Below are 23,245 nucleotides of genomic sequence, written 5' to 3'. Positions count from 1 at the left end.
TCGCTGGTCTGTTTGTGCAACACTCATTTGAAACAGTGCACAATATGTACAATCACCTGCCGATCATTGCGGAGCGCCTGTACATCATGACGATCGATCAGCTCGACGCCCGCCTCATCGCCCTGCTGGCGGCCGAGCCCAGACTCGGGGTACTGGAGTGCTCGCGGCGGCTCGGTGTGGCCAGGGGGACCGTGCAGGCACGCCTCGACCGGCTGGTCGCCCGGGGGGTGGTCACCGGGTTCGGCCCGGACATCGCCCCCGCGGCGCTCGGCTACGACGTGACCGCGTTCGTGACCCTGCAGATCCGCCAGGTCAGCGGGCACGACCCGGTCGCGGTGCAACTCGCGGCCATTCCCGAGGTGCTGGAGGTGCACACGATCACCGGTGGTGACGACATGCACTGCCGCGTGGTGGCGCGCAGCAATGCCGATCTGCAGCGGGTAATTGACCTGATCGTTGATGTCCGGGGCGTGGTCAGGACCTCGTCGGTGATCGCCTTGGACACCCCTGTGCCATACCGTGTTCTGCCTTTGGTGGCCGATGTCCCGCGCAAGGGGAGGAGCTAGCCGTACCATGCCAAGCAGGGGCCAGACACCGTTATCCATCGTTTACCCTTAACGGTCCGCGCAACCGTCGGGGGTCTGCGGCGGATCCGATCGGGGGGTCACGCGTGCTAAAGGGCGGGACGGGCAGTCCCAGGAGGAAGCTCCTGCGGATCACACTCATCGTCTTCGGCGTCGGTGTCATCTCGGTGATCGGCCTGCTCGGGGTGGTGTGGGCGATGACCCCCATCCCGGACAGCACGCAGCCCAGGGCCACCGCGCAGGGCTCGGTGATCTTCTACCGCGACGGCAAGACCGTGCTGGCCAAGCAGGGTGTCAACCGCAAGAGCGTGACCCTCGACAAGGTTCCGCAGAGCCTGCGGAACGCGGTCATCGCCGCGGAGAACCGCTCGTTCTACAACGACCAGGGCATCTCCCTCAAGGGCACCTTCCGGGCCATGTGGTCCACGGTCACCGGGCAGCAGCTCCAGGGCGGCTCCACGATCACCCAGCAGATGGTCCGCAACTACTACAGCGGCCTCAGTCAGGAACGTTCCATAATCCGCAAGCTCAAGGAGATCATGATCTCCCTGAAGGTGGACCAGTCGAAATCGAAGGACTGGGTGCTGGAGCAGTATCTCAACACGATCTACTTCGGCCGGGGCGCAGACGGGGTCCAGGCGGCGGCCGACGCCTACTTCCGCAAGGACGTGGGCAAGCTGACCCTCGCCGAGGGCGCCTATCTCGCCGCGGTGATCCAGCAGCCCTCCAGGTTCGCAGACCCGCAGGGCGCGGACCTCTACGCGGCCAGGGACCGCTGGAGGTCGGTGATCGACGGGATGGTGGCCATCGGGGCCGTCACCTCCACCGAGGCCGCCGAGGTGACCTTCCCCACCCTCGGAAAGCCCAAGGCGATCTTCGCGCCCAAGGGGCAGGAGGGTTACATGCTCGACCAGGTGGCGGCCGAGCTCAAGAGCAGGGGCTACACCGACGAGGTCATCAACCAGGGCGGGCTGAAGATCGTATCGACCTTCGACAAGAACCTGATGGCCGCCGCCGAGCGCGCCGTCACCTCGGTCCTGCCGGAGAGCACCCCCAAGAAGGTCCGCACCGGGCTGGCCGCCGTCGACCCCGCGACCGGTGAGGTTCTCGCCTTCTACGGCGGTCGCAACTACGCGACCAACAAGTTCGACAACTCGTTCTCGGCCAAGGTGCAGGCCGGATCGACCTTCAAGGCGTACACGCTGGCCGCGGCCCTGAACAACGGCTTCGGCCTCGACACCAGGGTCGACGGCAACTCGCCGCTGCGGATCGCCTCCGCCGACATCCCCAACTCGGGCGGCTACTCCTACGGTCAGGTCAACCTGGTCAAGGCGACCCAGAGCTCGGTGAACACCGCCTTCGTCGACCTCGCCCAGAAGGTCGGCCTGAACAAGGTGGTCAAGGTCGCCGAGGCCGCCGGAATCCCCGGCGAGCAGCTCGACCCACACCGGGGCGCGGCCACCCTCCCGCTCGGCGTGGCCTCGGTGAGCGCCGTGCAGAACGCCTCGGGCTTCGCCGCCTTCGCCGCCGAGGGCGTCCACCACGAGGCCCATGTGATCCGCTCGGTCACCGACGCCGACGGGAAGGTCGTGAAGAGCTCCACCAAGGGCAAGCGCGCCTTCAGCGAGCAGGCGGCCATCGACGCCACCTACGCGCTGACCCAGGTCGTCGAGGCGGGCACCGGCTCGGGCGCCCGCCTATACGACCGCCCGGTGGCGGGCAAGACCGGCACCACGGACGAGTCGGCGGCCGTGTGGTTCGCCGGGTTCACCCCGCAGCTGGCGACGGCGGTCAACATGTTCCGTGACGACAACAAGCCGGTGACCGTGGACGGCAGCGCCCAGTACGGCGGGTCCTATCCCGCCCAGATCTGGCGCGCCTTCATGACCGAGGCGATGAACGGCAAGCCGGTCAAGGAGTTCAAGGAGCCGTCCAGCTACGGCTACTCCAACCCGTACGACGACTACACCTCCGGCGGCCGGTACGACGACCAGGGCGGTGACCAGGGCGGCTTCACCCCCAACCCCACCCCCGGTGAGATGGGCACCCAGGACCCCGGCCAGAGCACGGGCCCCGCGCAGGAGACCCCGCAGGAGACCCCGGGTCCCGGTCGGACCTGGGCTCCCGGCGACGACGGGCAGGGTGGCCCCGACGACGGGGCCGGGGTGCGGGACGGAGGAGGCGGCGACGAGCTCGGCCTCGACGGCCTGGGCCGCCGGATCGAGGCCCCCACGCGGGGCGACTGACCCTACGCCTCCTGCGCCCCGCCTCCTGCGCCCCGCCTCCTGCGCCCCGCCTCCTGCGCCCCCTACGCCTCGCTCGCCAGCTCGGCTCGCAGGGCCATGGGGGTGGTGACGGGCATCTGGCAGGTGAAGCCGCGGCACACGTAGGCCGCGGGCCCGCCCCCCACCAGGCCCCGGCCGGCCAGGAGCGGAACCTCGCCGGAATCGGGCTCTCCGAGCGCCAGGACCAGGCCGGGCAGGGGCGACATCAGAGCAGCCCTGTGCAGGGCCGCCGTCGCCGGATCGCCGGCCGGCCCCACGACCGCGACCTCGATCGGGCCGGCCACCGCGGCCTGTGCCACCGCCAGGCCCCACCCGGCGAACCGGGCGTGCTTGTCGGCCAGGACGGTGACCGTGCCCAGGGCCGCCTCGGCCGCGACCCTGTGCCGGGACGAGCCGGTCAGCGCCGCGTACGACAGCAGTGCCCCCGCAGCGGCGAACTGGCCGGAGGGAGTGGCGTTGTCCGTCGGGTCCTGCGGGCGCTGGAAGAGCCGCTCGGCGTCGTCGGCGGTGTCGTAGAACCCGCCGGAGCCGTCGGGGAAGCGCTCCAGGACGGCCTCCAGCAGCGACTCGGCCCGCCGGAACCAGCGGACCTCCCCGGTCACCCCGAAAAGGGTCAGCAGGCCCTCCGCGAGGTCGGCGTAGTCCTCCAGGACCCCCGCGTTGGTGCCCGCGCGGCCGTCCCTGGACGTGCGCAGCAGCCGGTCGCCGTCAAGATGGAGTCCGTCGATCAGCGAGGCCGCCTCGCGTGCCGCCTCGACGAGATCCGGCCTGTCGAACAGGGCGCCGGTCTCGGCGAGGGCGGCGATGGCCAGGCCGTTCCAGGCGGCCACCACCTTGTCGTCGCGCCCGGGCCGTACCCGGCGGGCCCGCGCGGCCAGCAGCGCGGAGCGCACCCGGGCGAACCGCTCGGGATCGTCAGGGTCGGCGAGGAGCTGGAGCACCGAGGCGCCGTGCTCGAACGTCCCCGTCACCTCGAACAGGTCGATCGCCCAGGCGCCGTCCTCCTCGCCGAGGACCTCGCGGAGCTCTTCGGGGGTCCAGACGTAGAACTTGCCCTCCACACCCTCGCTGTCGGCGTCCAGGGCGGAGGCGAAGCCCCCCTCGGGGGTGCGCATCTCGGCCAGCAGCCAGTCGGCGGTCTCCAGTGCCACCCTCCTGCCTAGGACGGAGCCGCTTGAGCGCCACCAGTGCGTGTAGATCCGCAGGAGCAGGGCGTTGTCGTAGAGCATCTTCTCGAAGTGCGGCACCACCCAGTCGGCGTCCACGCTGTAGCGGGCGAAGCCGCCGCCGAGCCGGTCGTAGATGCCGCCCCGGGCCATGGCCTCCAGCGTCCGGTCGGCCATGGACATCGCCGCGTTCGCGGTCGTCCGCGCATCCTCCCCGCCCGCGGCCGCGCCGTACCTCAGCAGGAACTCCAGGACCATCGACGGCGGGAACTTGGGCGCTCCGCCGAAGCCGCCGCGGGCCGAATCGAAGGATTCGGCCAGGCTCTGCACGGCCCGCGTGAGCGTGCTCGGCGTGGGCAGTGGCCCGGCCGGCATCGCCGACCGCTCGTTCAGCGCCTCCACGATCTTCGAGCTCTGCTCCAGCACCGCCTCCCGGTCGCCGGTCCAGGCGTTCGACACACCGGCCAGCAGCCGCTGGAACTGCTGCCTGGGGAAGTAGGTGCCGGTGTAGAAGGGGTGGCCCTGCGGGGTGGCGAAGACGGTCATCGGCCACCCGCCCTGGCCTGTCATGGCCTGGGTGGCCGTCATGTAGACCGCGTCGACATCCGGGCGCTCCTCGCGGTCGACCTTCACGTTGACGAAGCGCTCGTTCATCAGCGCGGCCGTGCCGGGGTCCTCGAACGACTCGTGGGCCATCACGTGGCACCAGTGGCACGCCGAGTAGCCGATGCTGATCAGCAGCGGCACGTCCCGCCGCTCCGCCTCGGCAAAGGCCTCGTCCCCCCAGGCGAACCAGTCGACGGGGTTGTCCGCGTGCTGCAACAGATAGGGGCTCGTCGCGTCCTTCAAGCGGTTCATAAAGACCCTTTCTGCGTATGTGGTGCGTACGTTCTCCTCGCGAGGTGCGCGGAACTCGGCGCGTCACGGTTTTTCTCACACTAGGCCCTGTCCGGCGGATCTCGCCGTGGCGGGGAGAGATCTCGGGACAGGGCCACCCGCAAGGGAAGGTGTGTTCACCGTGTCTCGCCGGAAGGCCGACCGGCGGTGGTGAGAGACCTCGGGACAGGGCCACCCGCAGGGGAAGGTGTGTTCACCGCGCTTCGGGCGTAGGCTCACTGGGCGTGGATCTCGACTTCGTCTGTGTGCACGCCGGAAGGGCGGCTTCCGAGCTGACCCGGCGTGATGTTGCCCGTGCGCTGCTCGCCGTGCCGTCCGGGGTGGCTCTGGTGGCGCTGCCCGACCTGAGGCGGGCGCTGCTGGCGGCGGGCAACCCGCTGTCGGTGCCCTTCTGGGACTCCGCGAAGGCGACCCTCAGCGCGATCGAGTCCGGCGGCGCGACCGTGGGGGACGTGCAGCGCTGGATGGAGTCCACGGGCACCGAGCCGCTCCTGCTCACCCGCAGTTTCTTCGTCTGGCCTGAGGAGGACGAGCGGGGACCGGTCGGCGAGGAGATGTTCGACAGGCTGGTCGCCTACCTGGAGGAGCGGGTCGCCGCGGGGGAGATCGACCCGGACGCGCTCGCGCGGGGCGACGAGCAGGCCAGGGAGGTCTACGCGGACTTCCAGGAGCGCTGGCTCACCGGTCCGCTGCCCGACGGGCGAGTCCCGGGAACCGCGGTCTCCGACGAGCAGGACGAGGAGATGTTCGCCGCCTGGGACGAGGAGGAGGCGTTCGCCCTGGGCGAGCTGCGCCGCATCCTGGCCGAGCTGCCCGCCCCCGAGCGGCCTGTCAGGGAGCTGCGGGCCGCGGCCGCTCGGCTGCGCGAGGTGCTTGGCCGGCCCGGCTATCCGGGAAACGTGCTTCGGGCCTGCGCCGGGTACGAGGGGGGGCCGCTGCCGGCCGACGACGAGGAACTCTGGCTGACCGTCACGGCGGGTATCGCGGGGCCGATCTCCGACCTGCCGGAGGAGGAGGACCGGCTGGAGGTCTTCTCCGACCTGGACGGGGAGCTCAGCCACGAGGACTCGGTGCTGGCCGCCCTGTGCGCGATCCACCACGCCGACTGGCTGGCCGTGGTCGCGGCCCTGGCCAGGCGCGGCCCCGGGGTGCTCGCCTCGCCCGAGCGGATCGCCCGGCTCATCGCGGAGTCGGAGGACATCGACGTCGACATGGACGAGCCGGAGGACCTGGAAGCGGCCGAGACGCTCTTCAGCTCGGTCACCCCGCTCTGGGCGTGTCTCGGGATCGTCGACAGGACCGAGGTGCTCACTCCGCTGGGCCGATGGGGCCTGCCCAAGGCGCTGGAGCGAGCCTGGTCCTCGACGGACGCCCTGGGAGACTGAGGGCGGCGTGGCCGGGTCATCCGGGCGCCCTCGGCGGCTGACGGCAGGGGCGCGCGGAGGGGTCACGGGGACGGTTGTCGGCCAGGTCCGGGGAACCGGATGTTCGCCGTGCGGTCCCCGAGGTCAGGCGTCCTCGTCGATGTCGTCGGCCATGATCGTCCTCGGAGTGTCGGCCCTGCCGGGCGGGTTTTCGCGCGCGTCATACCCTCGCCGGTCGGGGTCACGGATCCGGCGATGCGGGTTGTCGCCCCCGCTCGCTCCCTGATCGCCCCCGGCGGCCGGGGACGTGCGCGGAGTCGGGCTAGGGGACGGTCGGTGTCGTGGTGGTCTCCTGCTTCCTCTGCTTCCTCAGCTCGGCCTCGGAGGGGACCTCGATCCGGGAGATCTGCTTCCTCATCGACTTGACGAGCATGTAGAGGGCGAACCCCATCGCCGCCACGACGAGGAAGCCCACGAGGCCAGGATTGACGACGGACTCATCGAGGACGTTAGGTGTAATCACACGTCAAGTCTGCCACCGCCACCCCATGGTCGCGTCAGTGGCAGGCGTGCGAGACCGCGTCCGCGTGGATGCCCGTGAACAGGTCGTTCTCGGGAAGCTCGACGTCCACGAGCGCGCGGGCCAGGTGGTAGTCCTCGGTAGGCCAGATCTCACACTGCAGGTCGCGCGGGCAGACGAACCAGAAGCCGTCCGGGTCTACCTGCGTGGCGTGCGCGAGCAGCGCCTCGTCGCGGATCTCGAAGTAGTCGCCACAGGGGACACGGGTGGTCACCGGCCACTTCTGCGGGCGGTCCTCCCAGCGGGAGATCCAGTCGGCGTAGGGGGAGCCCATGCCGCGGGAGTTCATCGCCTCGTGCAGCGCCTCGAACCGGTCCTTGGTGAAACCCATGTGGTAGTAGAGCTTCAGGGGCTGCCAGGGCTCGCCGGTGCCGGGGTAGCGGTCGGGGTCGCCCGCCGCATCGAACGCCTCCACCGAGACCCGGTTGGTCATGATGTGGTCGGGGTGCGGATAGCCGCCGTCGTCGTCGTAGGTGAGGATGACATGCGGCCTGAACTCGCGGACGGCCGCCACCAGTGCGGCCGAGGCGATTTCCAGGGGCTGCAGGGCGAAGCAGCCCTCGGGCAGCGGCTCGCTCTCGTCATCGGGCAGGCCGGAGTCGATGAACCCCATGAAGCGCTGCCGCACGCCGAGGATCTCGCGGGCGCGCTCCATCTCCAGGCGCCGCACCTCGCCGATGTTCTCCAGGATCTCCGGACGCTCCATCTTGGGGTTCAGGATCGACCCGCGCTCGCCCCCGGTGAGCGTACAGACCAGCACGTCCACGCCCTCGGCCACGTAGCGCGCCATGGTGGCGGCGCCTTTGCTCGACTCGTCGTCGGGATGCGCGTGGACGGCCATCAGCCTGAGTGGTGCACTCACGGGCTCGGTGTCTCCTCTGTGTCGGTCACGCTTCGGATCGTCGTCGGTTGCCTCACGGAGGGCCTAACCTGGCCGTATACCCCGCTCCGCTCGACGCGGTGCCCCGCGCGCCCTCGGCTTACGTCACTCTGTAAAGAGGTTAGTTTCTCTTGGGCGGTCGCGAGGGCGAGGCCCCCGCAGGGGACAATTGTCTCGGATAACACCGAGGTAGTGCAGGGAGATTCCGTCATGGCCACCAGCGAGGCCGAGAAGGGCCGTCAGAACGGTCCGGTCCTCGGCACCCCGGACGACTTTCCCGACCGTCCGGAGCGCAGGGGGCGCTTCGTCGTGCACGTCGTGATCGCGATCCTCTGCGCCGTGTGCGCGGGGGGTTGGGGCTATGTGATGTGGGCGTCCAAGGGCAACACGGAAGTCATCGACCAGGTCATCGCGTTCGATGCCGGCCGCGGCGATTCTGCGCAGATCGTGTTCGAGGTCGTCAAACCTTCCGATCGCGCGGCGCTCTGCCGCCTGCGGGCCACCGATGTCGGCCACGTCGAGGTCGGCAGCAAGGAGGTCAATGTCCCGGCTGGTGAGGGGTATGTTCGGCTTACCGAACGGCTAGAGACCAGTGCTCAGGCCACTTCCGTTCATGTCCAGTACTGCTATCTCGTATAGTGAGACATTTGAGGAGGCAGACGTAGGCTTAACTTGTTAGCCTGTCGAGATTCGACCGTCCGCAATCCCCAAGCACGAAGCCCCCTAGAGGAAGCAAGGAGAACCCGTGGCCGACTCCCACAACGAGAGCGTCACCTGGCTCACTCAGGAGGCGTACGACCGCCTGAAGGCTGAGTTCGAGCATCTCTCGGGGCCCGGGCGCGTCGACATCGCCAAGAAGATCGAGGCGGCCCGCGAAGAGGGCGACCTGAAGGAGAACGGCGGCTACCACGCCGCCAAGGACGAGCAGGGCAAGATGGAGGCCCGCATCTTCCACCTCCGTCAGATCCTGGACAGCGCCAGGGTCGGTGAGGCGCCCCGCACCGAAGGCGTGGTCGGTCCAGGCATGACGGTCACCGTCCGCTTCGAGGGGGACGACGAGGAGGTCGCCTTCCTGCTGGCCTCCCGCGAGGAGAGCGGCGCCCCGATCGACGTCTACTCGCCCAGGTCGCCGCTCGGCTCGGCGATCAACGGCAAGAAGATCGGTGAGAGGGCGACCTACACGATGCCGAACGGCCGTTCCAACACCGTCGAGATCCTTGAGGCCGTGCCGTACATCGGCAACTGACCTTCCCATACTCCGTTTGATGTGCTGATCCGCCGGGACGGGTGTCCCGGCGGATTGCCATGTCTTGGAGGATTTGGCAGGGTTTCATCAATCTTGCGGCCGCATTGCAGATAAGACGCTTTTCGATGAGTTCGCGGGCATCACTGGGCGGTGTACGGCACCCTCGTAGGATCGGCCCGGCGGGGAGGGGGGGATATGTCGTGTTCGATCGACGGCCACGCGTCTCCGACCTGATCCGGGAAGCCCGCAAGGATCTCGCCTACCGCCCCCGTCTCCGCCACAGCCGTCGCACCGCCCGCCTGATGAGGCAGGCGGTCCCGATCCTCGCCGTGCTGCTCGTCGGCGTGCTGGCCACCGGTCTGATGATCGTCACGCAGCTGCCGGAGGCCGATCCGGAGAGGGTCACCATGCGCAGGTCCGTCGCCACCGTGCCGACCCAGATGGCGAAGCCCACCCAGATGGCGCAGGCGCCCGCTCCGGTGGCGCCGCTCACCTCGATGCGGAAGCCGAATCTGTTCGTCGTCGCGCCCAGGCCGCTCAGTTCGGCGGTGGTGGCCAAGATCGCCCAGCTTTCCGGGGTGCAGGCGGTGGAGCGCGCCGACGCCGCGGAGGTGACCCTGGACGGTAAGCGGGTTCAGACGCTCGGGGTGAACCCCTCGACGTTCCGCGCCTACACTCCCAAGCCGACAGCGCGCTCCGACCGGCTCTGGCGGAACGTCTCGGCGGGGGAGGTCGCCGTCTCCTTCGTCCTGGGCAACGACGGGGGCATGCCGCTGGGCAAGACGTTCACCACCGCCGGGCGGAATCTGCGAGTCGGCGCCTACGCCACGATGGGCATGGGCGCCATCGACGCGGTGGTCTCCCGGCCGACCGCCCGCGCACTGGGCATCCCGGAGAACAACGCGCTCGTGGTGAGCGCCCCGAAGGCCGACTCTGCGAAGCTGCGCCGCACACTCCTGGGCGTACTGCCCAAGGGGGGGCAGGTCGCTGTGATCAACCCGGTGCTGACGGTCCCCCGGAGCACGAACTGGCCGGACGCCTCCTTCATGACCACTCCCCAGGTCAGGACCGCGCTCACCGCCGCGATCGGCAAGCTCGGCCGCCCGTACGTGTGGGGCGCGGAAGGGCCGGACAGCTTCGACTGCTCGGGCCTGGTCCAGTGGGCGTACGCCCAGGCGGGGATCAAGGTGCCCCGGGTGACGCACCAGCAGTTCGTCTCGGGCCCGCAGATCCCGCTCGCCCAGGCCCAGCCGGGCGACCTGCTGTTCTGGCGGCACGACCCCACCAACCCCGGCTACGTCTCACACGTGGCGATCTACTGGGGTGACGGCAAGATGCTGCACGCACCCAGGACCGGCGACGTGGTCAAGCTCGTCCCCGTCACCACCCGCAACTTCGCCGGGGCCGTGCGCATCAGCCCGGGGGTCGCCGCCCGCGTCCGTTAATGGCGCTACGGCGTGCCGGTGAGCGGAAGGCCGGCGGCGAGCCGGACGAGGGCGGTGTCGAGGAGGTCGGGCAGGTTCTCCGAGGGGTTCGCGGCCCATCCGCCGATTCTCGCGTCTGTGTGAACCTCCGTCCCCCCGTGGACAGCCACTGAAAACGTTGTAATCTAAATTACATGGAAAAAGATGAAGTGATGGAGAAGCTGCACGGCTGGTTCTCCGGAAGGCTGCCTCAGGAATGGTTCGAAGGCGAGCCTGAGATCGTGCTGGACCGTGAGGAGATCTCGGTGGTCGGCAGGCTCAGGCCTGCTGCGCTCGGTGACGACGTCTCGGAGGTGGAACGTTCCGCCGCGCTGGAGGGCGGCATCCTGCGCTTCCGCGAGGAGACCAGGGAGCGGCGGGTGGAGATCGCACTGGAGGCCGAGCACCGATTCCGCAGGAAGGTCTCCTGGGGGGTCGCCGTCGGCGACGAGACGGTGATGTTCACCACACTGTCGGTGCCCGTCATGACCAGGCTCAGGCAGTCGGAACGCCAGGTGCTCGACACCCTCGTGGCCGCGGGGGTGGCCCGCAGTCGCAGTGACGCGCTCGCCTGGTGCGTACGTCTGGTGGGCGACCACACCGACACCTGGCTGGCGGATTTGCGGGACGCGCTGCGGCACGTCGACCGTGTCCGGGCCACGGGCCCCGACGTGAATTCCTGAGGCTGGGCAGCGGAAATGACCGATAAATTGGTCTGAACCTGTGGCCCGATTGGTTTAGACCTGTCTCATTGGCCTATACCACTGCCGGAAAGGCTTTTTTTAGGATCGCTTCTTCTGGGTATGGGCTTCAGAGCCCTGCGGCTCCTGCCAGGCCATATGCCATCGGAGGCGTCGGGCCGGAAGTGCCTTGACATCTGATCGCGCGAATTCACTGGTCTATGCCAATTGGATTAAGTGCGCTTCTTTCCTCAATGATGTTTTGGCCCCGTGAAGCGTAAAGGAGCCCGACTAGTGTCCGTTACCATAGACGTGAACACCGCCAATCCGACCAGCCACGCCGAGCTGGCCGAATGGGTCAGGGAGATCGCCGAGCTGACCCGGCCGGACCGGATCGAATGGTGCGACGGCTCCGATGCCGAATGGACGCGCCTGACGAACCTGCTGGTCAAGCAGGGCACCTTCACCCGCCTGGCCAAGCGGCAGAACAGCTTCCACGCCACCTCCGACCCCAGCGACGTCGCCCGGGTCGAGGACCGGACCTACATCTGCTCGGAGCGCGAGGAGGACGCCGGGCCGACCAACAACTGGGTCGCCCCCGCCGAGATGCGCCGCACCTTTGGCGAGATCTTCAAGGGCAGCATGCGCGGCCGGACGATGTACGTCGTGCCGTTCTGCATGGGGCCGCTGGGCGGTGAGATCTCCCAGCTAGGCGTGGAGATCACCGACTCGCCGTACGTGGTGGTGTCGATGCGCGTCATGACCCGGATGGGCGCGGACGCGCTGCGGCTCATCGAGAAGCGCGGCGGCTACGTCAAGGCGGTCCACTCGGTCGGCGCCCCGCTCGAACCCGGTCAGGCCGACGTGCCGTGGCCGTGTAACTCCACCAAGTACATCAGCCACTTCCCCGAGACCCGCGAGATCTGGTCCTATGGCTCGGGGTACGGCGGCAACGCCCTGCTCGGCAAGAAGTGCTACGCGCTGCGCATCGCCAGCACGATGGCCCGAGACGAGGGCTGGCTGGCCGAGCACATGCTCATCCTCAAGCTCACCCCGCCTTCCGGGGAGACGCGCTACGTCGCGGCGGCCTTCCCGAGCGCGTGCGGCAAGACGAACCTCGCCATGCTCCAGCCGACCATCCCGGGCTGGAAGGTCGAGACGATCGGCGACGACATCGCCTGGATGCGCTTCGGCGACGACGGAAAGCTGCGGGCCATCAACCCCGAGGCGGGCTTCTTCGGCGTCGCTCCCGGCACCGGCGAGTCCACCAACGCCAACGCGATCAAGACGCTCTGGGGCAACAGCATCTTCACGAACGTCGCCCTCACCGACGACGGCGACGTCTGGTGGGAGGGACTCACCGACCAGCCCCCGGCACACCTGACCGACTGGAAGGGCCGCGACTGGACGCCGGAGTCCGGCGAGCCGGCCGCGCACCCCAACGCCCGCTTCACGGTCCCGGCCGAGCAGTGCCCGACGATCGCCCGTGAGTGGCAGGATCCCGCGGGCGTGCCGATCTCCGCGATCCTGTTCGGCGGGCGCCGCGCCAGCGCGGTCCCGCTGGTGACGGAGGCACTGAGCTGGCAGCACGGCGTCTTCATCGGGGCCAACATCGCCTCGGAGAAGACCGCCGCCGCCGAGGGCAAGGTCGGCGAGCTGCGCCGCGACCCGTTCGCGATGCTGCCCTTCTGCGGCTACAACATGGGCGACTACTTCGCCCACTGGCTCAAGATCGGCCAGCGGGAGAACGCCGAGCTGCCGCGCGTCTACTACGTGAACTGGTTCCGCAAGAACGACGAGGGCACGTTCATCTGGCCCGGTTTCGGGGAGAACTCCCGCGTGCTCAAGTGGATCGTCGACCGCCTCAACGGCCAGGCGGAGGCGGTGCGCACCCCCATCGGCATGCTCCCGGCCAAGCTCGACACCGAAGGCCTCGCGGTCTCCGACGAGGACATGCGGACGCTGCTCAGCGTCGATGAGGAGATCTGGAGGCAGGAGGCGTCGCTCATGCCCGCCTTCTTCCAGACCTTCGGCGATCACCTGCCCGCCGAGCTCTGGGAGGAGTACGAGGCACTCGTCGCCCGCCTGGGCTGACGGCGGCGAGAAGTCGAAGACGGGGGAGACTTCTGACAGGCTGTGCGCGTCAATCTGGATAACACGGGACGTCACGCCTGCGCCCCCTTTCCCCCGAGGAGGCGGACATGGGGTCTCCACTGTTCGTCATCGTCCTGGTCACCGGCCTGGTCATCGCCTTCACGGCCATCACGCTCAGCCGTGAGCACCGACGTGTCCGCTCGGCGGTGGCCCGCTACCATGGCGGGCCACCGACCCCGTACGAGCTCGCCTATCTCGCCGGAGGCCAGCGCCGTGTGATCAACACCGCGCTCGGCATGCTGACCAGGGCCGGGGCGATCCGGGTCTCGCGGGGCGGCCAGGTCAGCCTGGTCGCCGGGGCCGTGCCCTCTTCACACCCGATCGAGCACAGCGTCACGGAGGCGCTCGCCCGGCGCGGCGGCTCCGCCCCGGTGGGCGAGCTCCGCCACGCGGTGGCGGGGGGACAGGCCGTCGACGGCCTGCGCTACCGGCTGCTGGGGCTGGGCCTCCTCGTGCCCGAGAGCGTGCTCGACTACGCGGAGGGGCTGCTGAACAGGCTTCTGGTCGCCTCGGTCGTCGAGACGGTCGTCGTGGGGGTGACCCTGGCCACGGGGGCCGCCGCGGGAGCCGGCGTTCTGGCGTTGCTGGTGGGCCTGCTCTCGGCGTTCGCCGGTTTCACCGTCCACTTGCGGCAGAAGCGGGCACTGCGCGACGTCCTGAGCCACGCGGGCCGCGACGTGCTCGCCTCCGCCCGCAGGACCTACGTTCGGGGCGCCCGCCCCGTCGCGCCCGACCTGGCCCTCGCCGTCGGCATTCCCGTCGCCCTGTACGGGCTGGGGGAGCTCAACGAGCCGGGACTGGAGGAGGAGAGCCAGAGCCAGAGTCAGAGCGTGAGCGGCTCGGGGAGCGGGTAGGCGGTCGGTCAGGTTGAGCCGGTACATGATCGGGCGCCTGTGTCGGGAGTGACCGTGGGGAAGTTCGTCGATCACGCGGCCCGCTCGTCTTCGCCCCGGTCGCCATGACCTCGCCGGACGGGGAGATCGCCCACTTCCCGCGTGCCCTGTGCCGGTTCGAGGCCGAGGACGGGCGTCTGGGGGGATGGAGCGAATGGCACCAGCCGCCCGGCTGGAGGGGACATGGATGGCGTTGATCATGTTTTGATGGTCTGAGCCGGGGATACCCTCTCTGAGGTGGGGGGACTGCGTTGTCTTGATGGTTCTTATCTGACCGTTACGCCGGTGGCGTGCCGGGACAGCGTCGGCACGCCGTACGAGATAACGCTTGAACTCCATCGCGACGGCGCGCTGTACGGGACGGTGGGCGAGCGATGCGGCTGGATTCTCACCCGCCTGGCGCGGGAGGTCGCCGAGGCCCGTGTCGGCCACGAGACGCGGTGGCCCGATCCCGACGACCGCTTTCCCGGCGACGCGGAACTGTTCGCCTTTCGTTACCGGGCCAGGAACGGTGTCGTCGACGGGGGCGAACTCCGCTGCCAACTGCGCACCATCCCGATCTGGGTGCCCGGGGGGCGAGGGCCGGCCGGGGCGTGGCGGCTCACCAGGAGGGCGTTCCTGGAGGCGTGGGGTGGCGGCGGGGTGGGCATGCGCGCCGTGCTCACCTCGGCTGAGCTGGGGGTTTTCGTGGAAGAAATCATCGCGGAGGCCGAAGAGTGCCTAGGGCCATATAAGTCTGGCAAGTCGGTCAGATCCCTGTAGAGGGGGCGGAGGGGTCCGCGGGACAGCGATAATTGCCTGTCAGCACCCATTCATGGCGGGTGCTGAGGGAGGGGCTCCAATGGGCGTGCGCGATCTCGTCTATCGACTGTACGAGCGCCGGCTCGAAGCGAAACTGTCCCGTCAGCGGGAGATGGCTCCCCGGCATGTCGGCGTGATCGTCGACGGCAACCGGCGATGGGCGCGCTCGATGGGCATCGACGACGTGAGCCGCGGGCATCGCAAGGGCGCGGACAAGATCTCGGAGCTGCTCGGCTGGTGCCGCGAGGCCGGTGTCGAGGTCGTCACCGTGTGGCTGCTCTCCAGTGAGAACATCAACCGCTCCAAGGACGAACTGGATCTTCTGGTGAAGATCATCGAGGACGTGGTCCAGGAACTCGTGGCCGACGGCTGGCACGTCAAGCCCATGGGTGCGCTAGATCTTTTGCCGGATCACACGGCTCGTGTGCTTAAAGATGCAAAAGAAGCGACATCACATCGTCCCGGGTTGATTGTGAACGTTGCCGTTGGGTATGGAGGAAGGCGTGAGATCGCTGATGCGGTGCGCTCCCTTCTTCAGGAGCACGCGAGCAAGGGCGCGAGCATCGAGGACCTTGTCGAGGTCCTCGATGTGGAGCACATCGCGGAGCATCTCTACACGCGCGGTCAGCCCGACCCGGATCTGGTCATCCGGACATCGGGAGAGCAGCGGCTCTCCGGCTTCCTGCTCTGGCAGAGCGCCCACTCCGAGTTCTACTTCTGCGAGGCCTACTGGCCTGACTTCCGCAGGGTCGACTTCTTGCGGGCCCTCCGCTCCTACGCCGCGCGGCACCGTAGGTACGGTTCCTGAAACACCATATGAACAGCCCCTTTCGGTCAGTCTTAAGCAGTTGGAAGTAGGGCATTCAGGACGTACCTTAAGAAGTAGGAGAGTGCAGCTCACCTACGCCGGAGAGGGTCCGCCTTTGCGTCACGAGTCGCTGAGGAGGGCCGGTCACCGGTCCCTGCTCGGTGTTCTCGTGAGCGGGTCCGAGGCCGGTCCGCATCCCAGCTCATGGCAGGGCGCCGTCCTTGGCGCCCGGGGGAGAACGCGTGGCAAACCCTTCGTCCTCACCCACGTCGCCGGCAGTCAAGCGGCGCACGTACGTCCTGGACACCTCGGTGCTCCTGGCGGATCCAACGGCGATGAGCCGTTTCGCCGAGCATGAGGTGGTCATCCCGATCGTCGTCATCACCGAGTTGGAGGGCAAACGCCATCATCCAGAGCTCGGATACTTCGCGCGCAAGGCGCTGAGGTACCTCGACGACCTGAGGGTGACGCACGGACGGCTGGACGAGCCCATGCCGATCGGCGAGGGCACCATCCGGGTCGAGCTGAATCACAGTGACCCGTCCATCCTGCCCGTCGGGTTCCGGCTCGGCGACAACGACACCCGCATCCTGACCGTGGCCCGCACCCTCGCCGCCGAGGGGAACGACGTGGTGCTGGTCTCCAAGGACCTGCCGATGCGGGTGAAGGCCGCCTCCATCGGGCTCGCGGCGGACGAGTACCGCGCCGAACTCGTGGTCGAGTCCGGCTGGACGGGCATGGCCGAGCTCCAGGTGACCTCCGAGGACGTCGAGGCGCTCTTCGAGCACGGCAGCACAGACCTGGAGGACGCCCGAGACCTGCCCACCCACACGGGTCTGCGGCTGCTGTCGAGCAGGGGGTCGGCGCTGGGCAGGGTGCTGCCCGACAAGTCGGTGCGGCTGGTGCGCGGCGACCGCGAGGTGTTCGGCCTGCACGGCCGTTCCGCCGAGCAGCGGATCGCGCTCGACCTGCTGATGGACCCCGAGGTCGGCATCGTCTCGATGGGCGGCCGGGCGGGCACCGGCAAGTCCGCGCTCGCCCTCTGCGCGGGCCTGGAGGCGGTGCTGGAGCGCCGTCAGCACCGCAAGGTCATCGTCTTCCGCCCGCTGTACGCCGTGGGCGGCCAGGAGCTGGGCTACCTGCCGGGTTCCGAGAACGAGAAGATGGGCCCGTGGGGGCAGGCCGTCTACGACACCCTGAGCGCGGTCACCACACCCGAGGTGATCGAGGAGGTGATGGACCGGGGCATGCTGGAGGTGCTCCCGCTCACCCACATCCGCGGCCGTTCCCTCCACGACGCCTTCGTCATCGTGGACGAGGCGCAGTCGCTTGAGCGCGGGGTGCTGCTCACCGTGCTGAGCCGGATCGGCGCCAACTCCCGGGTCGTCCTCACCCATGACATCGCCCAGCGCGACAACCTGCGGGTGGGCCGGCACGACGGCGTCGTGGCGGTGGTGGAGAAGCTCAAGGGGCATCCGCTGTTCGCGCACGTCACGCTGACCCGCTCGGAGCGTTCGCCGATCGCGGCGCTGGTCACCGAGATGCTGGAGGACATCACGATGTGACGGGCGTCCAGGACCGATCGCGGAGCGCGGCCGCGGATGTCGTACGACATCCGCGGCCGCGCTCCGCGCGTCAAGGGGTGCTCACGGCGGCAGTCGCACGCCGGGGGCCGCGAGCTTGCGGTACTCGAAGCAGGTGTGCTCGCCCATCGACTCCGGGACCCCGGGGAAGAGCCGGGTGATCTCGACGCTCCAGATGCTCTCCTGCTTGTTCTGCCGGATGGTGCAGGTGATCTGGGCGAGGCCCTCCTTGGAGATCTTGCCCTCGCCCGTGATGATCACATTCAGCCGGTAGCCCAGGCTGTCGTCCGGCTCGCTGCGCTGGTCGGTGCTGTCGGAGTATCGGGTGGTTTTGGTGTCGTAGTGGCTGAAGCTGTTGAGCGCGCTGGTCAGCCCCGGTTTCGGCGGCTGCTTGCCCGCCCGGAAGAGGGTGTCGATGATGTTCTTGGCCGAGTCGGAGACCACCGGGATCCTGGCCGGTTCCAGCCGTCCGTCACGGAGCAGGTAGACGGTCACCCAGGTCGGGCTGTAGCTGATCACCGGCGGGCGGCCGTAGTCCTGGACCTCGGTGGGAGAGATACCGCAGCCGCACAGCACCGCGAGGGCGGCGAGCAGGCAGGTGAGCCGCCTCATACCGGGGGGAGCCAGACCGTGAAGAGGGTTCCCGGCCGCTGCACGCGGACCGAGATCGTGCCGCCGTGCAACTGGGCGTTGGCCCGCGCGATGGACAGACCGAGCCCGCTGCCGTCGCCCCGGGCGCCCGCCTTGTAGAAGCGGTTGAACACGAACGGCAGATCCTTCGCGGGGATGCCCTTGCCGTGGTCGCGCACCTTCACCTCCAGACCGTTCGGGGTACTGCGGGCGGTCACCAGTACGGGGGGCTCCCCATGGCGCAGGGCGTTGCCCACCAGATTGGCCACGATGACGTCGAAGCGCCTGGGGTCGACGGAGAAGACCAGTCCCTGGGGCACGTTCACCCGTACCTGGTCCGACCAGCCTCGCATCTCCAGGCAGTCCCAGATCACGTCGATGATGTTCACCGTGTCCACGTTCAGTGTGGCGGTACCCGAGTCGAACCGGCTCGCCTCGATGAGCTGCTCCACCAGGGTCCGCAGCCGCGCGATCTCCCGCAGCACCAGCCGCACGGCGGCCGCGGGTTCGGGCGGCAGCCGCTCGGCCTCCTCGGAGAGCATGTCGGTGACCGCGGTCATCGCGGTCAGCGGGGTCCTGAGCTCGTGGGAGACGTCGGCGACGAAGCGGCGGGACATCGCCTCCAGCGAGCGGAGCTCGGAGACGCTCCGCTCCAGGGCGGCGGCGGTGTCGTTGAACGTGGCGGTGAGTTCGGCGAGCTCGTCCTGGCCGCGCACGGGCAGGCGGGTGTCCAGGTGACCGGCGCCGAGCGCGCGGGCCGCGGAGCCGAGCCGTCTGACCGGCAGCAGGACTCGCCGGGCCGACACCAGCCCCAGGGCCAGCGCGATGATCAGCATGGCGACGCTCGCGACGGCCAGCGGCTGCCGCAGGCCGCTGAGAAGGCGCTCCTCCTCGACGAGAGGGGCGAACACGAAGACGGTCATCCCGGTGGGCTGGGCGGTGTGGATGGGCTCGATCCGCCAGACGGGTGTGCCGATGAGCAGCCACATGTCACCGTCGATGGTCTGCCGCTTGGCGACCATCCGCTGGGTGGCCCTGGCGGAGAGGTCGCCGGGGACGTTCCTGATGCCGAATTCGCCGTCGGGGTAGAAGAAGTCCTCGTAGCGGACCACCACCCTGCCGCCCTGCGGGCGCAGGCTCTTCTGTAGCGCGCTGATCTCGTCGTCGGTCGGCGGGCTGTCTCCGGGCCAGAGCGCGCCGATGGGCACCCTGATGCCCTCCAGGACGTCGCGTACGCCGTTCACGGCCACCTGCTCGGCGCGCCCGATCATGCGGCTCTTGACGAGCTCGTAGCCGATCCCCGCGACCAACGAGGAGGCGGCGACGGCGATCAGAGTGAAGGTGATCACCAGACGGCCGCGCAGACCGCTGTAGGCCCGCTTCACGGTGGGCTGAACCGGTAGCCGAATCCCCGTACCGTGTGGATGAACTCGGGCTCGGCGGGAACCACCTCGATCTTGGCGCGGACCCGCTGCACGCAGGCGTCGACCAGCCGGGAGTCCGCGACGTGTGTGTGGTCCCAGACGGCCCGCAGCAGGTACCTGCGGTTGAGCACCTGGCCGGGATGGCGGACGAGTTCGAGCAGGAGCCGTAGTTCGGTGGGGGTGAGGTGGACCTCACGACCGCCCAGCGACACCTTGAGCGCACCCCTGTCGATGACCAGGTCGCCGAAGGTGATGCGGTCGGAGGCGACCGACTCCATCCGGCGCAGGACGGCGCGGATGCGGGCGTCCAGCACGCGGGGCTCGACCGGCTTGACCACGTAGTCGTCGGCCCCGGCCTCCAGCCCCACGACCACGTCGAGGTCGTCGCCCCTGGCGGTGAGCAGGATCACCGGCAGTTGGTCCAGCCTGCGGATGCGGCGGCACACCTCGACGCCGTCGATGCCGGGCAGCATGACGTCCAGGATGGCGATCTCGGGGCGGCGGGACTTGATGTGCTCAAGCGCCTCCTCACCGCTGGCGTATGCGGTGACGGAGTGGCCCTGCCGGGTGAGCGCGAGCTCCAGCCCGGTCCTGACCGAGGGGTCGTCTTCGACGAGGAGGATGCCTGCCACCGGGTAATCATTCTCCCAAGGCTTGGATGGATCTGCCAGGTCACGAACCTGACATAAGGCAAACAGTACCTGAATAAGGTGGTCAAGCCACGATTCAGGCACTTCCGTGATCACATAGAGTGGCTAAGTGGTGTCGCCGGGTAAAATGTGAGCAAAGTCACTCCCATCTTCTCCTTGCCGGGAAAGCGGCTGTGGCCTGGCGGTTAGCTTAGGAGAAGCTCGGCGGATCTCGTGGGGCGCAGGCCAACTCTCCCGTTCCGGTTGCGGACCACCCCCCTCCGCACGGCAAGCTCATAGGTCGTGAGTCCAGGATCACAGCAACTGAAGGACCGCTCGGCGCCCCGCGCTCGCCGTGCGAACCGCAGAACGGCCCGGACGAAGGGGCCAGGCCGGTTGACTCCCAAGCGTGTCCTGATCCTGGGCACCGTGCTCGTGGTCGTGGTGGGTGGTGGAGCCTTCACCGCCTACACCGCGATCCAGAACGCCTCGGCGCCACCGGCGCAGCCGCTCAGCCTGGACGAGATGGCGCAGATGCTCGGCTCCGACCCGTTCGGCTCCGACCTGGAGTCCGACATGCTGAAGGCCCAGGCCGCCCAGGCGCTCAAGGCCCAAAAGATCGCCGCCGAGCGGGAGAACCGCAAGGTGCTCAACCCGGTCAAGATCGTTGACGAGGCGCCGGGCGGTGGCGGGTTCAACCCGCAGCGGCTTCCCCCCGGCACCGCCAACCCGACCGGCAACAGGGCACTGGGCAAGCAGATGCTGGAGTCCCGCGGCTGGGCCGACCAGTGGGGCTGCCTGGAGAAGCTCTGGATGAAGGAGAGCGGCTGGAACGAGCGCGCCATGAACACCTCCAGCGGCGCCTACGGCATCCCCCAGTCCCTCCCCGGCCACAAGATGGCCAGCTCGGGAAGCGACTGGCAGACCAACCCGGCCACCCAGATCGAGTGGGGGCTCACCTACATCAAGGGCCGCTACGGCACGCCCTGCGGGGCCTGGGCCCATTCCCAGGCCAAAGGCTGGTACTGAGAGACCAGAACTCGGCAAGTCTGACCGCCTCCCGGCCCTGGGCATCGCACCCTTGGCCGCATGGATGTGAAGGTCAGCGTGGTAGTGCCGGTGCACAACCCCGGTGATGGCGCCGACGCCTGTATCCGGTCGGTGCTGGAACAGTCGATGGCCTCCGAGGACTACGAGGTGATCTTCGCCGACGACGGCTCCGACGACGGGACCCGGCAGCGCCTCGACGCCGTGGCCACGGCGCGATCGAACGTCAAGGTGCTTCACCTGGAGCGGACCGGTTCGCCGATGCGCGGCCGCAACGTCGCCCTCATGGTGGCCAGGGGCGACTACATCTACATGCTCGGCCAGACCGACCGTCTGGAACGGATGGCGCTGGAACTGATGTACCGGCGTGCCGTGGAGACCGAGGCCGACATCCTCGTCGGGCGGCTGGTCGACGACCAGAAGCCGCCCTCCCCGGTCTTCGACGCCAACCGTGAGCGTGCCGACGTCGTCAAGGACCGGTTGCTCACCCTGCTCACCCCGCACAAACTCTTCCGCCGGGCCTTTCTCGACGACGAGGCGCTGAACTTCTCCGACCCCGGCGGGCGCCTGGCCGAGCAGGCCTTCGTCGTCCGCGCCTACCTGCGAGCCAAGATCATCGTGGTCATGGCCGACCAGATCTGCTGTCACGTCACCGAGCGGCCCGAGCCGGAGGAGGACCCGTACGTCTGGGCCGCCGAGCTGCGCGAGCTGCTCGACATCATCGACGACGAGGTCCCGGAGGGCCGCCGCCGCGACCGGATGTACGCCCAGTGGTTCCGCACCGCTGTGCTGCGACGGCTCGGCGGGGGCATGTTCGCCACCTCCTCTCTGGGCAGGGCGGCCACCTTCACGACCCTGCGCGAACTGGTGGTCCAGCGCTTCCCCCCGCGCCTTGACCCTCTGCTGCCGGTGCAGTTGCGGGCCCGTGCCGCGCTACTGCGGGCGGGAAGGCTCGACCAGCTCGTCATGCTGGCCGGAGCCTCCCGCGGTATCCACCTCCAGGCCGACCTGATGGACGTCGTCTGGGACGACGGCGTGTTCACCATGGGGCTGACCGTGGAGATCATGCAGGCGGACGGCACCCCGATGCGCTTCATTCCCTACGGAGAGGACGGCCTGCTCTGGGAGCCTCCGGTCCCCCTCGACGGGCTCCGCCTCCCACCCGAGATGGCCGATGTCAGCCAGGCGGCGGCCAGGGCGCGGTTCGAGGTCTACATCAGGCACGAGGAAACCGGGGGCGTCTACTTCCTGCCCGTGGAGTGCTCGATGATCCGCTGCCGTCACCGCAACGGGGTCAGGCTCCAGGTCACCGGCACGGCCCGGCTGGACGTCGACTCGGTGGCCGTGGACGGCCCGCTGCCGCCGGGACTCTGGGAGATCCACGTGCGCATGTACGGGGGGGCTCAGCAGGCCCGCACCCGGGTGACCGGGTCACCGCTGAACTGCACCGGGGTGGTCGCCGACTACTCCAAGCGGCTGGTCGTCCCCTGGTGGTCCGACAGGGGAGAGCTGGGGATCTGCGTGGAGCCCCGCTCGTTCTCCGAGTCGATAGTCCTGGTCTCGCCGGGTACGACGGTCATCAGGCAGCGCAAGCACGTCTTCGTGGTCGTGCCCGTGCCGTACGTGCCACCGAGCGGGGGGCCGCCCGTGGAGCTGGTGCTTCGCCAGACCATGGGCAGGAAACGCGAGGTCACCGCGCCCGCCCTGGTCGAGCCGGGCGTCCCCGGGCAGCTCGCCGGGCGGCTGATCGCCAAGATCCCGACCCGGCTGGCGTACCGGGAGGGGTTCCTCGCGCCGGGCGTCTGGGCGCCCTTCCTGCGGGTGGACGGCAAGGAGACCGGGCTCCGCTTCAAGATGGAGATGAACCGCGGCGGGCGAGTGGAGATCCTCAAATCCGCCGCGGTCCGGCCTCCCGAGCCCTGGTACCCGCTGCTGAAACGCCTCGCACTGCGGATACCGTGGGTCAGGAACGCGGTCCGGGTCACCAGGACCGTGCAGCGGCGCTACATGCTCAACTGAGGCCGGTCATCCGTACCGCGACAGCCGCCTCAGGCACCCGGCCGGCACTCGTTGGGCAGGTCGTCGCCCGAAGGCCTCGGCAGGGTCGCGCCCGGCGGCGGGCTCTGCCCGC

Annotated in this window: 21 protein-coding genes and 1 pseudogene; 15 read left to right on the top strand and 7 right to left on the bottom strand. The window is 69.0% G+C overall.

The features are described from left to right. Positions 1 to 86: 86 nt before the first annotated feature. Both OG884_RS11295 and OG884_RS11290 read left to right on the top strand, forming a co-directional pair. Positions 87 to 566, top strand: a complete 480-nt coding sequence (locus OG884_RS11295; RefSeq protein ID WP_030910940.1) for an Lrp/AsnC family transcriptional regulator — start codon at positions 87 to 89, stop codon at positions 564 to 566. 104 nt (positions 567 to 670) lie between these two features. Then, complete coding sequence (locus OG884_RS11290) at positions 671 to 2,830, top strand: transglycosylase domain-containing protein (RefSeq protein ID WP_326644799.1); 2,160 nt, start codon at positions 671 to 673, stop codon at positions 2,828 to 2,830. Between the two features lie 62 nt (positions 2,831 to 2,892). Here the strand turns inward: OG884_RS11290 and OG884_RS11285 are convergent, their stop codons facing one another. Then, a complete protein-coding gene (locus OG884_RS11285) occupies positions 2,893 to 4,893 on the bottom strand; it encodes a thioredoxin domain-containing protein (protein ID WP_326644797.1) in 2,001 nt (666 codons plus the stop codon). Positions 4,894 to 5,156: 263 nt separating this feature from the next. Between OG884_RS11285 and OG884_RS11280 the strand changes: the two genes are divergently transcribed. Further along, the gene (locus OG884_RS11280) at positions 5,157 to 6,317 is read left to right on the top strand and encodes a hypothetical protein (protein ID WP_326644796.1); all 1,161 of its coding nucleotides are present in this window, start codon (positions 5,157 to 5,159) and stop codon (positions 6,315 to 6,317) included. 301 nt (positions 6,318 to 6,618) lie between these two features. On the opposite strand, the gene OG884_RS11275 is transcribed toward OG884_RS11280, so the two are convergent. Next, a complete protein-coding gene (locus tag OG884_RS11275; protein ID WP_326644794.1) occupies positions 6,619 to 6,819 on the bottom strand; it encodes a hypothetical protein in 201 nt (66 codons plus the stop codon). A gap of 34 nt (positions 6,820 to 6,853) precedes the next feature. Further along, on the bottom strand, positions 6,854 to 7,738 hold the full coding sequence (mca, locus tag OG884_RS11270; protein ID WP_326644792.1) for a mycothiol conjugate amidase Mca: 885 nt from the start codon (positions 7,736 to 7,738) through the stop codon (positions 6,854 to 6,856). Between the two features lie 228 nt (positions 7,739 to 7,966). Here mca and OG884_RS11265 point away from each other — a divergent pair, with 228 nt between their 5' ends. The 3 genes from OG884_RS11265 to OG884_RS11255 all read left to right on the top strand — a co-directional run bounded on the left by OG884_RS11265 (position 7,967) and on the right by OG884_RS11255 (position 10,447). Next, positions 7,967 to 8,395 carry a DUF4307 domain-containing protein gene (locus OG884_RS11265; RefSeq protein ID WP_326644790.1) on the top strand — a complete coding sequence of 143 codons (429 nt, stop codon included), beginning with the start codon at positions 7,967 to 7,969 and terminating at the stop codon, positions 8,393 to 8,395. A gap of 106 nt (positions 8,396 to 8,501) precedes the next feature. Then, positions 8,502 to 9,002, top strand: coding sequence for a transcription elongation factor GreA (greA, locus tag OG884_RS11260; protein WP_326644787.1), 501 nt, complete (start codon positions 8,502 to 8,504; stop codon positions 9,000 to 9,002). A gap of 200 nt (positions 9,003 to 9,202) precedes the next feature. After that, on the top strand, positions 9,203 to 10,447 hold the full coding sequence (locus OG884_RS11255; protein WP_326644785.1) for a C40 family peptidase: 1,245 nt from the start codon (positions 9,203 to 9,205) through the stop codon (positions 10,445 to 10,447). Between the two features lie 5 nt (positions 10,448 to 10,452). Here the strand turns inward: OG884_RS11255 and OG884_RS11250 are convergent, their stop codons facing one another. Continuing rightward, positions 10,453 to 10,596: a hypothetical protein gene (locus OG884_RS11250; protein ID WP_326644784.1), complete on the bottom strand. Its 144-nt coding sequence runs from the start codon at positions 10,594 to 10,596 to the stop codon at positions 10,453 to 10,455. A 24-nt stretch (positions 10,597 to 10,620) separates the two neighbouring features. On the opposite strand from OG884_RS11250, the gene OG884_RS11245 reads away from it, so the two are divergent. From OG884_RS11245 to OG884_RS11220, 7 genes and pseudogenes are all read left to right on the top strand, one after another. Further along, a complete protein-coding gene (locus tag OG884_RS11245) occupies positions 10,621 to 11,148 on the top strand; it encodes a hypothetical protein (protein WP_326644782.1) in 528 nt (175 codons plus the stop codon). A gap of 291 nt (positions 11,149 to 11,439) precedes the next feature. Continuing rightward, entirely contained in the window at positions 11,440 to 13,239 is a 1,800-nt protein-coding gene (locus OG884_RS11240) for a phosphoenolpyruvate carboxykinase (GTP) (protein ID WP_326644781.1), read from the top strand. Positions 13,240 to 13,346: 107 nt separating this feature from the next. Continuing rightward, the gene (locus tag OG884_RS11235; protein WP_326644779.1) at positions 13,347 to 14,153 is read left to right on the top strand and encodes a TIGR04222 domain-containing membrane protein; all 807 of its coding nucleotides are present in this window, start codon (positions 13,347 to 13,349) and stop codon (positions 14,151 to 14,153) included. Positions 14,154 to 14,242: 89 nt separating this feature from the next. Next, a pseudogene (locus OG884_RS37455) lies at positions 14,243 to 14,389 on the top strand (DUF7064 domain-containing protein); the annotation flags it as partial. An 88-nt stretch (positions 14,390 to 14,477) separates the two neighbouring features. Beyond that, the gene (locus OG884_RS11230; RefSeq protein ID WP_326644777.1) at positions 14,478 to 14,954 is read left to right on the top strand and encodes a hypothetical protein; all 477 of its coding nucleotides are present in this window, start codon (positions 14,478 to 14,480) and stop codon (positions 14,952 to 14,954) included. A gap of 79 nt (positions 14,955 to 15,033) precedes the next feature. Further along, a complete protein-coding gene (locus OG884_RS11225; protein ID WP_326644776.1) occupies positions 15,034 to 15,801 on the top strand; it encodes an isoprenyl transferase in 768 nt (255 codons plus the stop codon). Positions 15,802 to 16,043: 242 nt separating this feature from the next. Beyond that, a complete protein-coding gene (locus tag OG884_RS11220) occupies positions 16,044 to 17,366 on the top strand; it encodes a PhoH family protein (RefSeq protein ID WP_326644775.1) in 1,323 nt (440 codons plus the stop codon). 81 nt (positions 17,367 to 17,447) lie between these two features. Here the strand turns inward: OG884_RS11220 and OG884_RS11215 are convergent, their stop codons facing one another. The 3 genes from OG884_RS11215 to OG884_RS11205 are packed head-to-tail and all read right to left on the bottom strand — an operon-like array spanning position 17,448 to position 20,070. Next, positions 17,448 to 17,996 (bottom strand): hypothetical protein, encoded by a 549-nt coding sequence (locus tag OG884_RS11215; protein WP_326644773.1) that lies wholly within the window; start codon positions 17,994 to 17,996, stop codon positions 17,448 to 17,450. Then, positions 17,993 to 19,399: a HAMP domain-containing sensor histidine kinase gene (locus OG884_RS11210; RefSeq protein ID WP_326644771.1), complete on the bottom strand. Its 1,407-nt coding sequence runs from the start codon at positions 19,397 to 19,399 to the stop codon at positions 17,993 to 17,995. Before OG884_RS11210 ends, OG884_RS11215 begins: the two co-directional genes overlap by 4 nt. Continuing rightward, positions 19,396 to 20,070, bottom strand: coding sequence for a response regulator transcription factor (locus tag OG884_RS11205; protein WP_326644769.1), 675 nt, complete (start codon positions 20,068 to 20,070; stop codon positions 19,396 to 19,398). The genes OG884_RS11210 and OG884_RS11205 overlap by 4 nt, the downstream gene beginning before the upstream one ends. A gap of 393 nt (positions 20,071 to 20,463) precedes the next feature. Here OG884_RS11205 and OG884_RS11200 point away from each other — a divergent pair, with 393 nt between their 5' ends. Together OG884_RS11200 and OG884_RS11195 are read left to right on the top strand one after the other, a co-directional pair. Beyond that, positions 20,464 to 21,096, top strand: coding sequence for a transglycosylase SLT domain-containing protein (locus OG884_RS11200; RefSeq protein ID WP_326644767.1), 633 nt, complete (start codon positions 20,464 to 20,466; stop codon positions 21,094 to 21,096). A gap of 60 nt (positions 21,097 to 21,156) precedes the next feature. Beyond that, positions 21,157 to 23,133: a glycosyltransferase family 2 protein gene (locus OG884_RS11195; protein ID WP_326644765.1), complete on the top strand. Its 1,977-nt coding sequence runs from the start codon at positions 21,157 to 21,159 to the stop codon at positions 23,131 to 23,133. The last annotated feature ends 112 nt before the right edge of the window (positions 23,134 to 23,245 follow it).

This window comes from Streptosporangium sp. NBC_01755, assembly GCF_035917995.1.
GTDB lineage: Bacteria > Actinomycetota > Actinomycetes > Streptosporangiales > Streptosporangiaceae > Streptosporangium.
Note: the sequence above shows the minus strand (reverse complement) of the source record. Positions and strands in the feature narration are given on the sequence as shown.

Excerpts from the sequence above, each read along its gene's own strand:
- OG884_RS11295 (WP_030910940.1), top strand. The coding sequence starts at position 87 with ATGACGATCGATCAGCTCGACGCCCGCCTCATCGCCCTGCTGGCGGCC.
- OG884_RS11285 (WP_326644797.1), bottom strand. The coding sequence starts at position 4,893 with ATGAACCGCTTGAAGGACGCGACGAGCCCCTATCTGTTGCAGCACGCG.
- OG884_RS11265 (WP_326644790.1), top strand. The coding sequence starts at position 7,967 with ATGGCCACCAGCGAGGCCGAGAAGGGCCGTCAGAACGGTCCGGTCCTC.
- OG884_RS11245 (WP_326644782.1), top strand. The coding sequence starts at position 10,621 with ATGGAAAAAGATGAAGTGATGGAGAAGCTGCACGGCTGGTTCTCCGGA.
- OG884_RS11235 (WP_326644779.1), top strand. The coding sequence starts at position 13,347 with ATGGGGTCTCCACTGTTCGTCATCGTCCTGGTCACCGGCCTGGTCATC.
- OG884_RS11225 (WP_326644776.1), top strand. The coding sequence starts at position 15,034 with ATGGGCGTGCGCGATCTCGTCTATCGACTGTACGAGCGCCGGCTCGAA.
- OG884_RS11215 (WP_326644773.1), bottom strand. The coding sequence starts at position 17,996 with ATGAGGCGGCTCACCTGCCTGCTCGCCGCCCTCGCGGTGCTGTGCGGC.
- OG884_RS11195 (WP_326644765.1), top strand. The coding sequence starts at position 21,157 with ATGGATGTGAAGGTCAGCGTGGTAGTGCCGGTGCACAACCCCGGTGAT.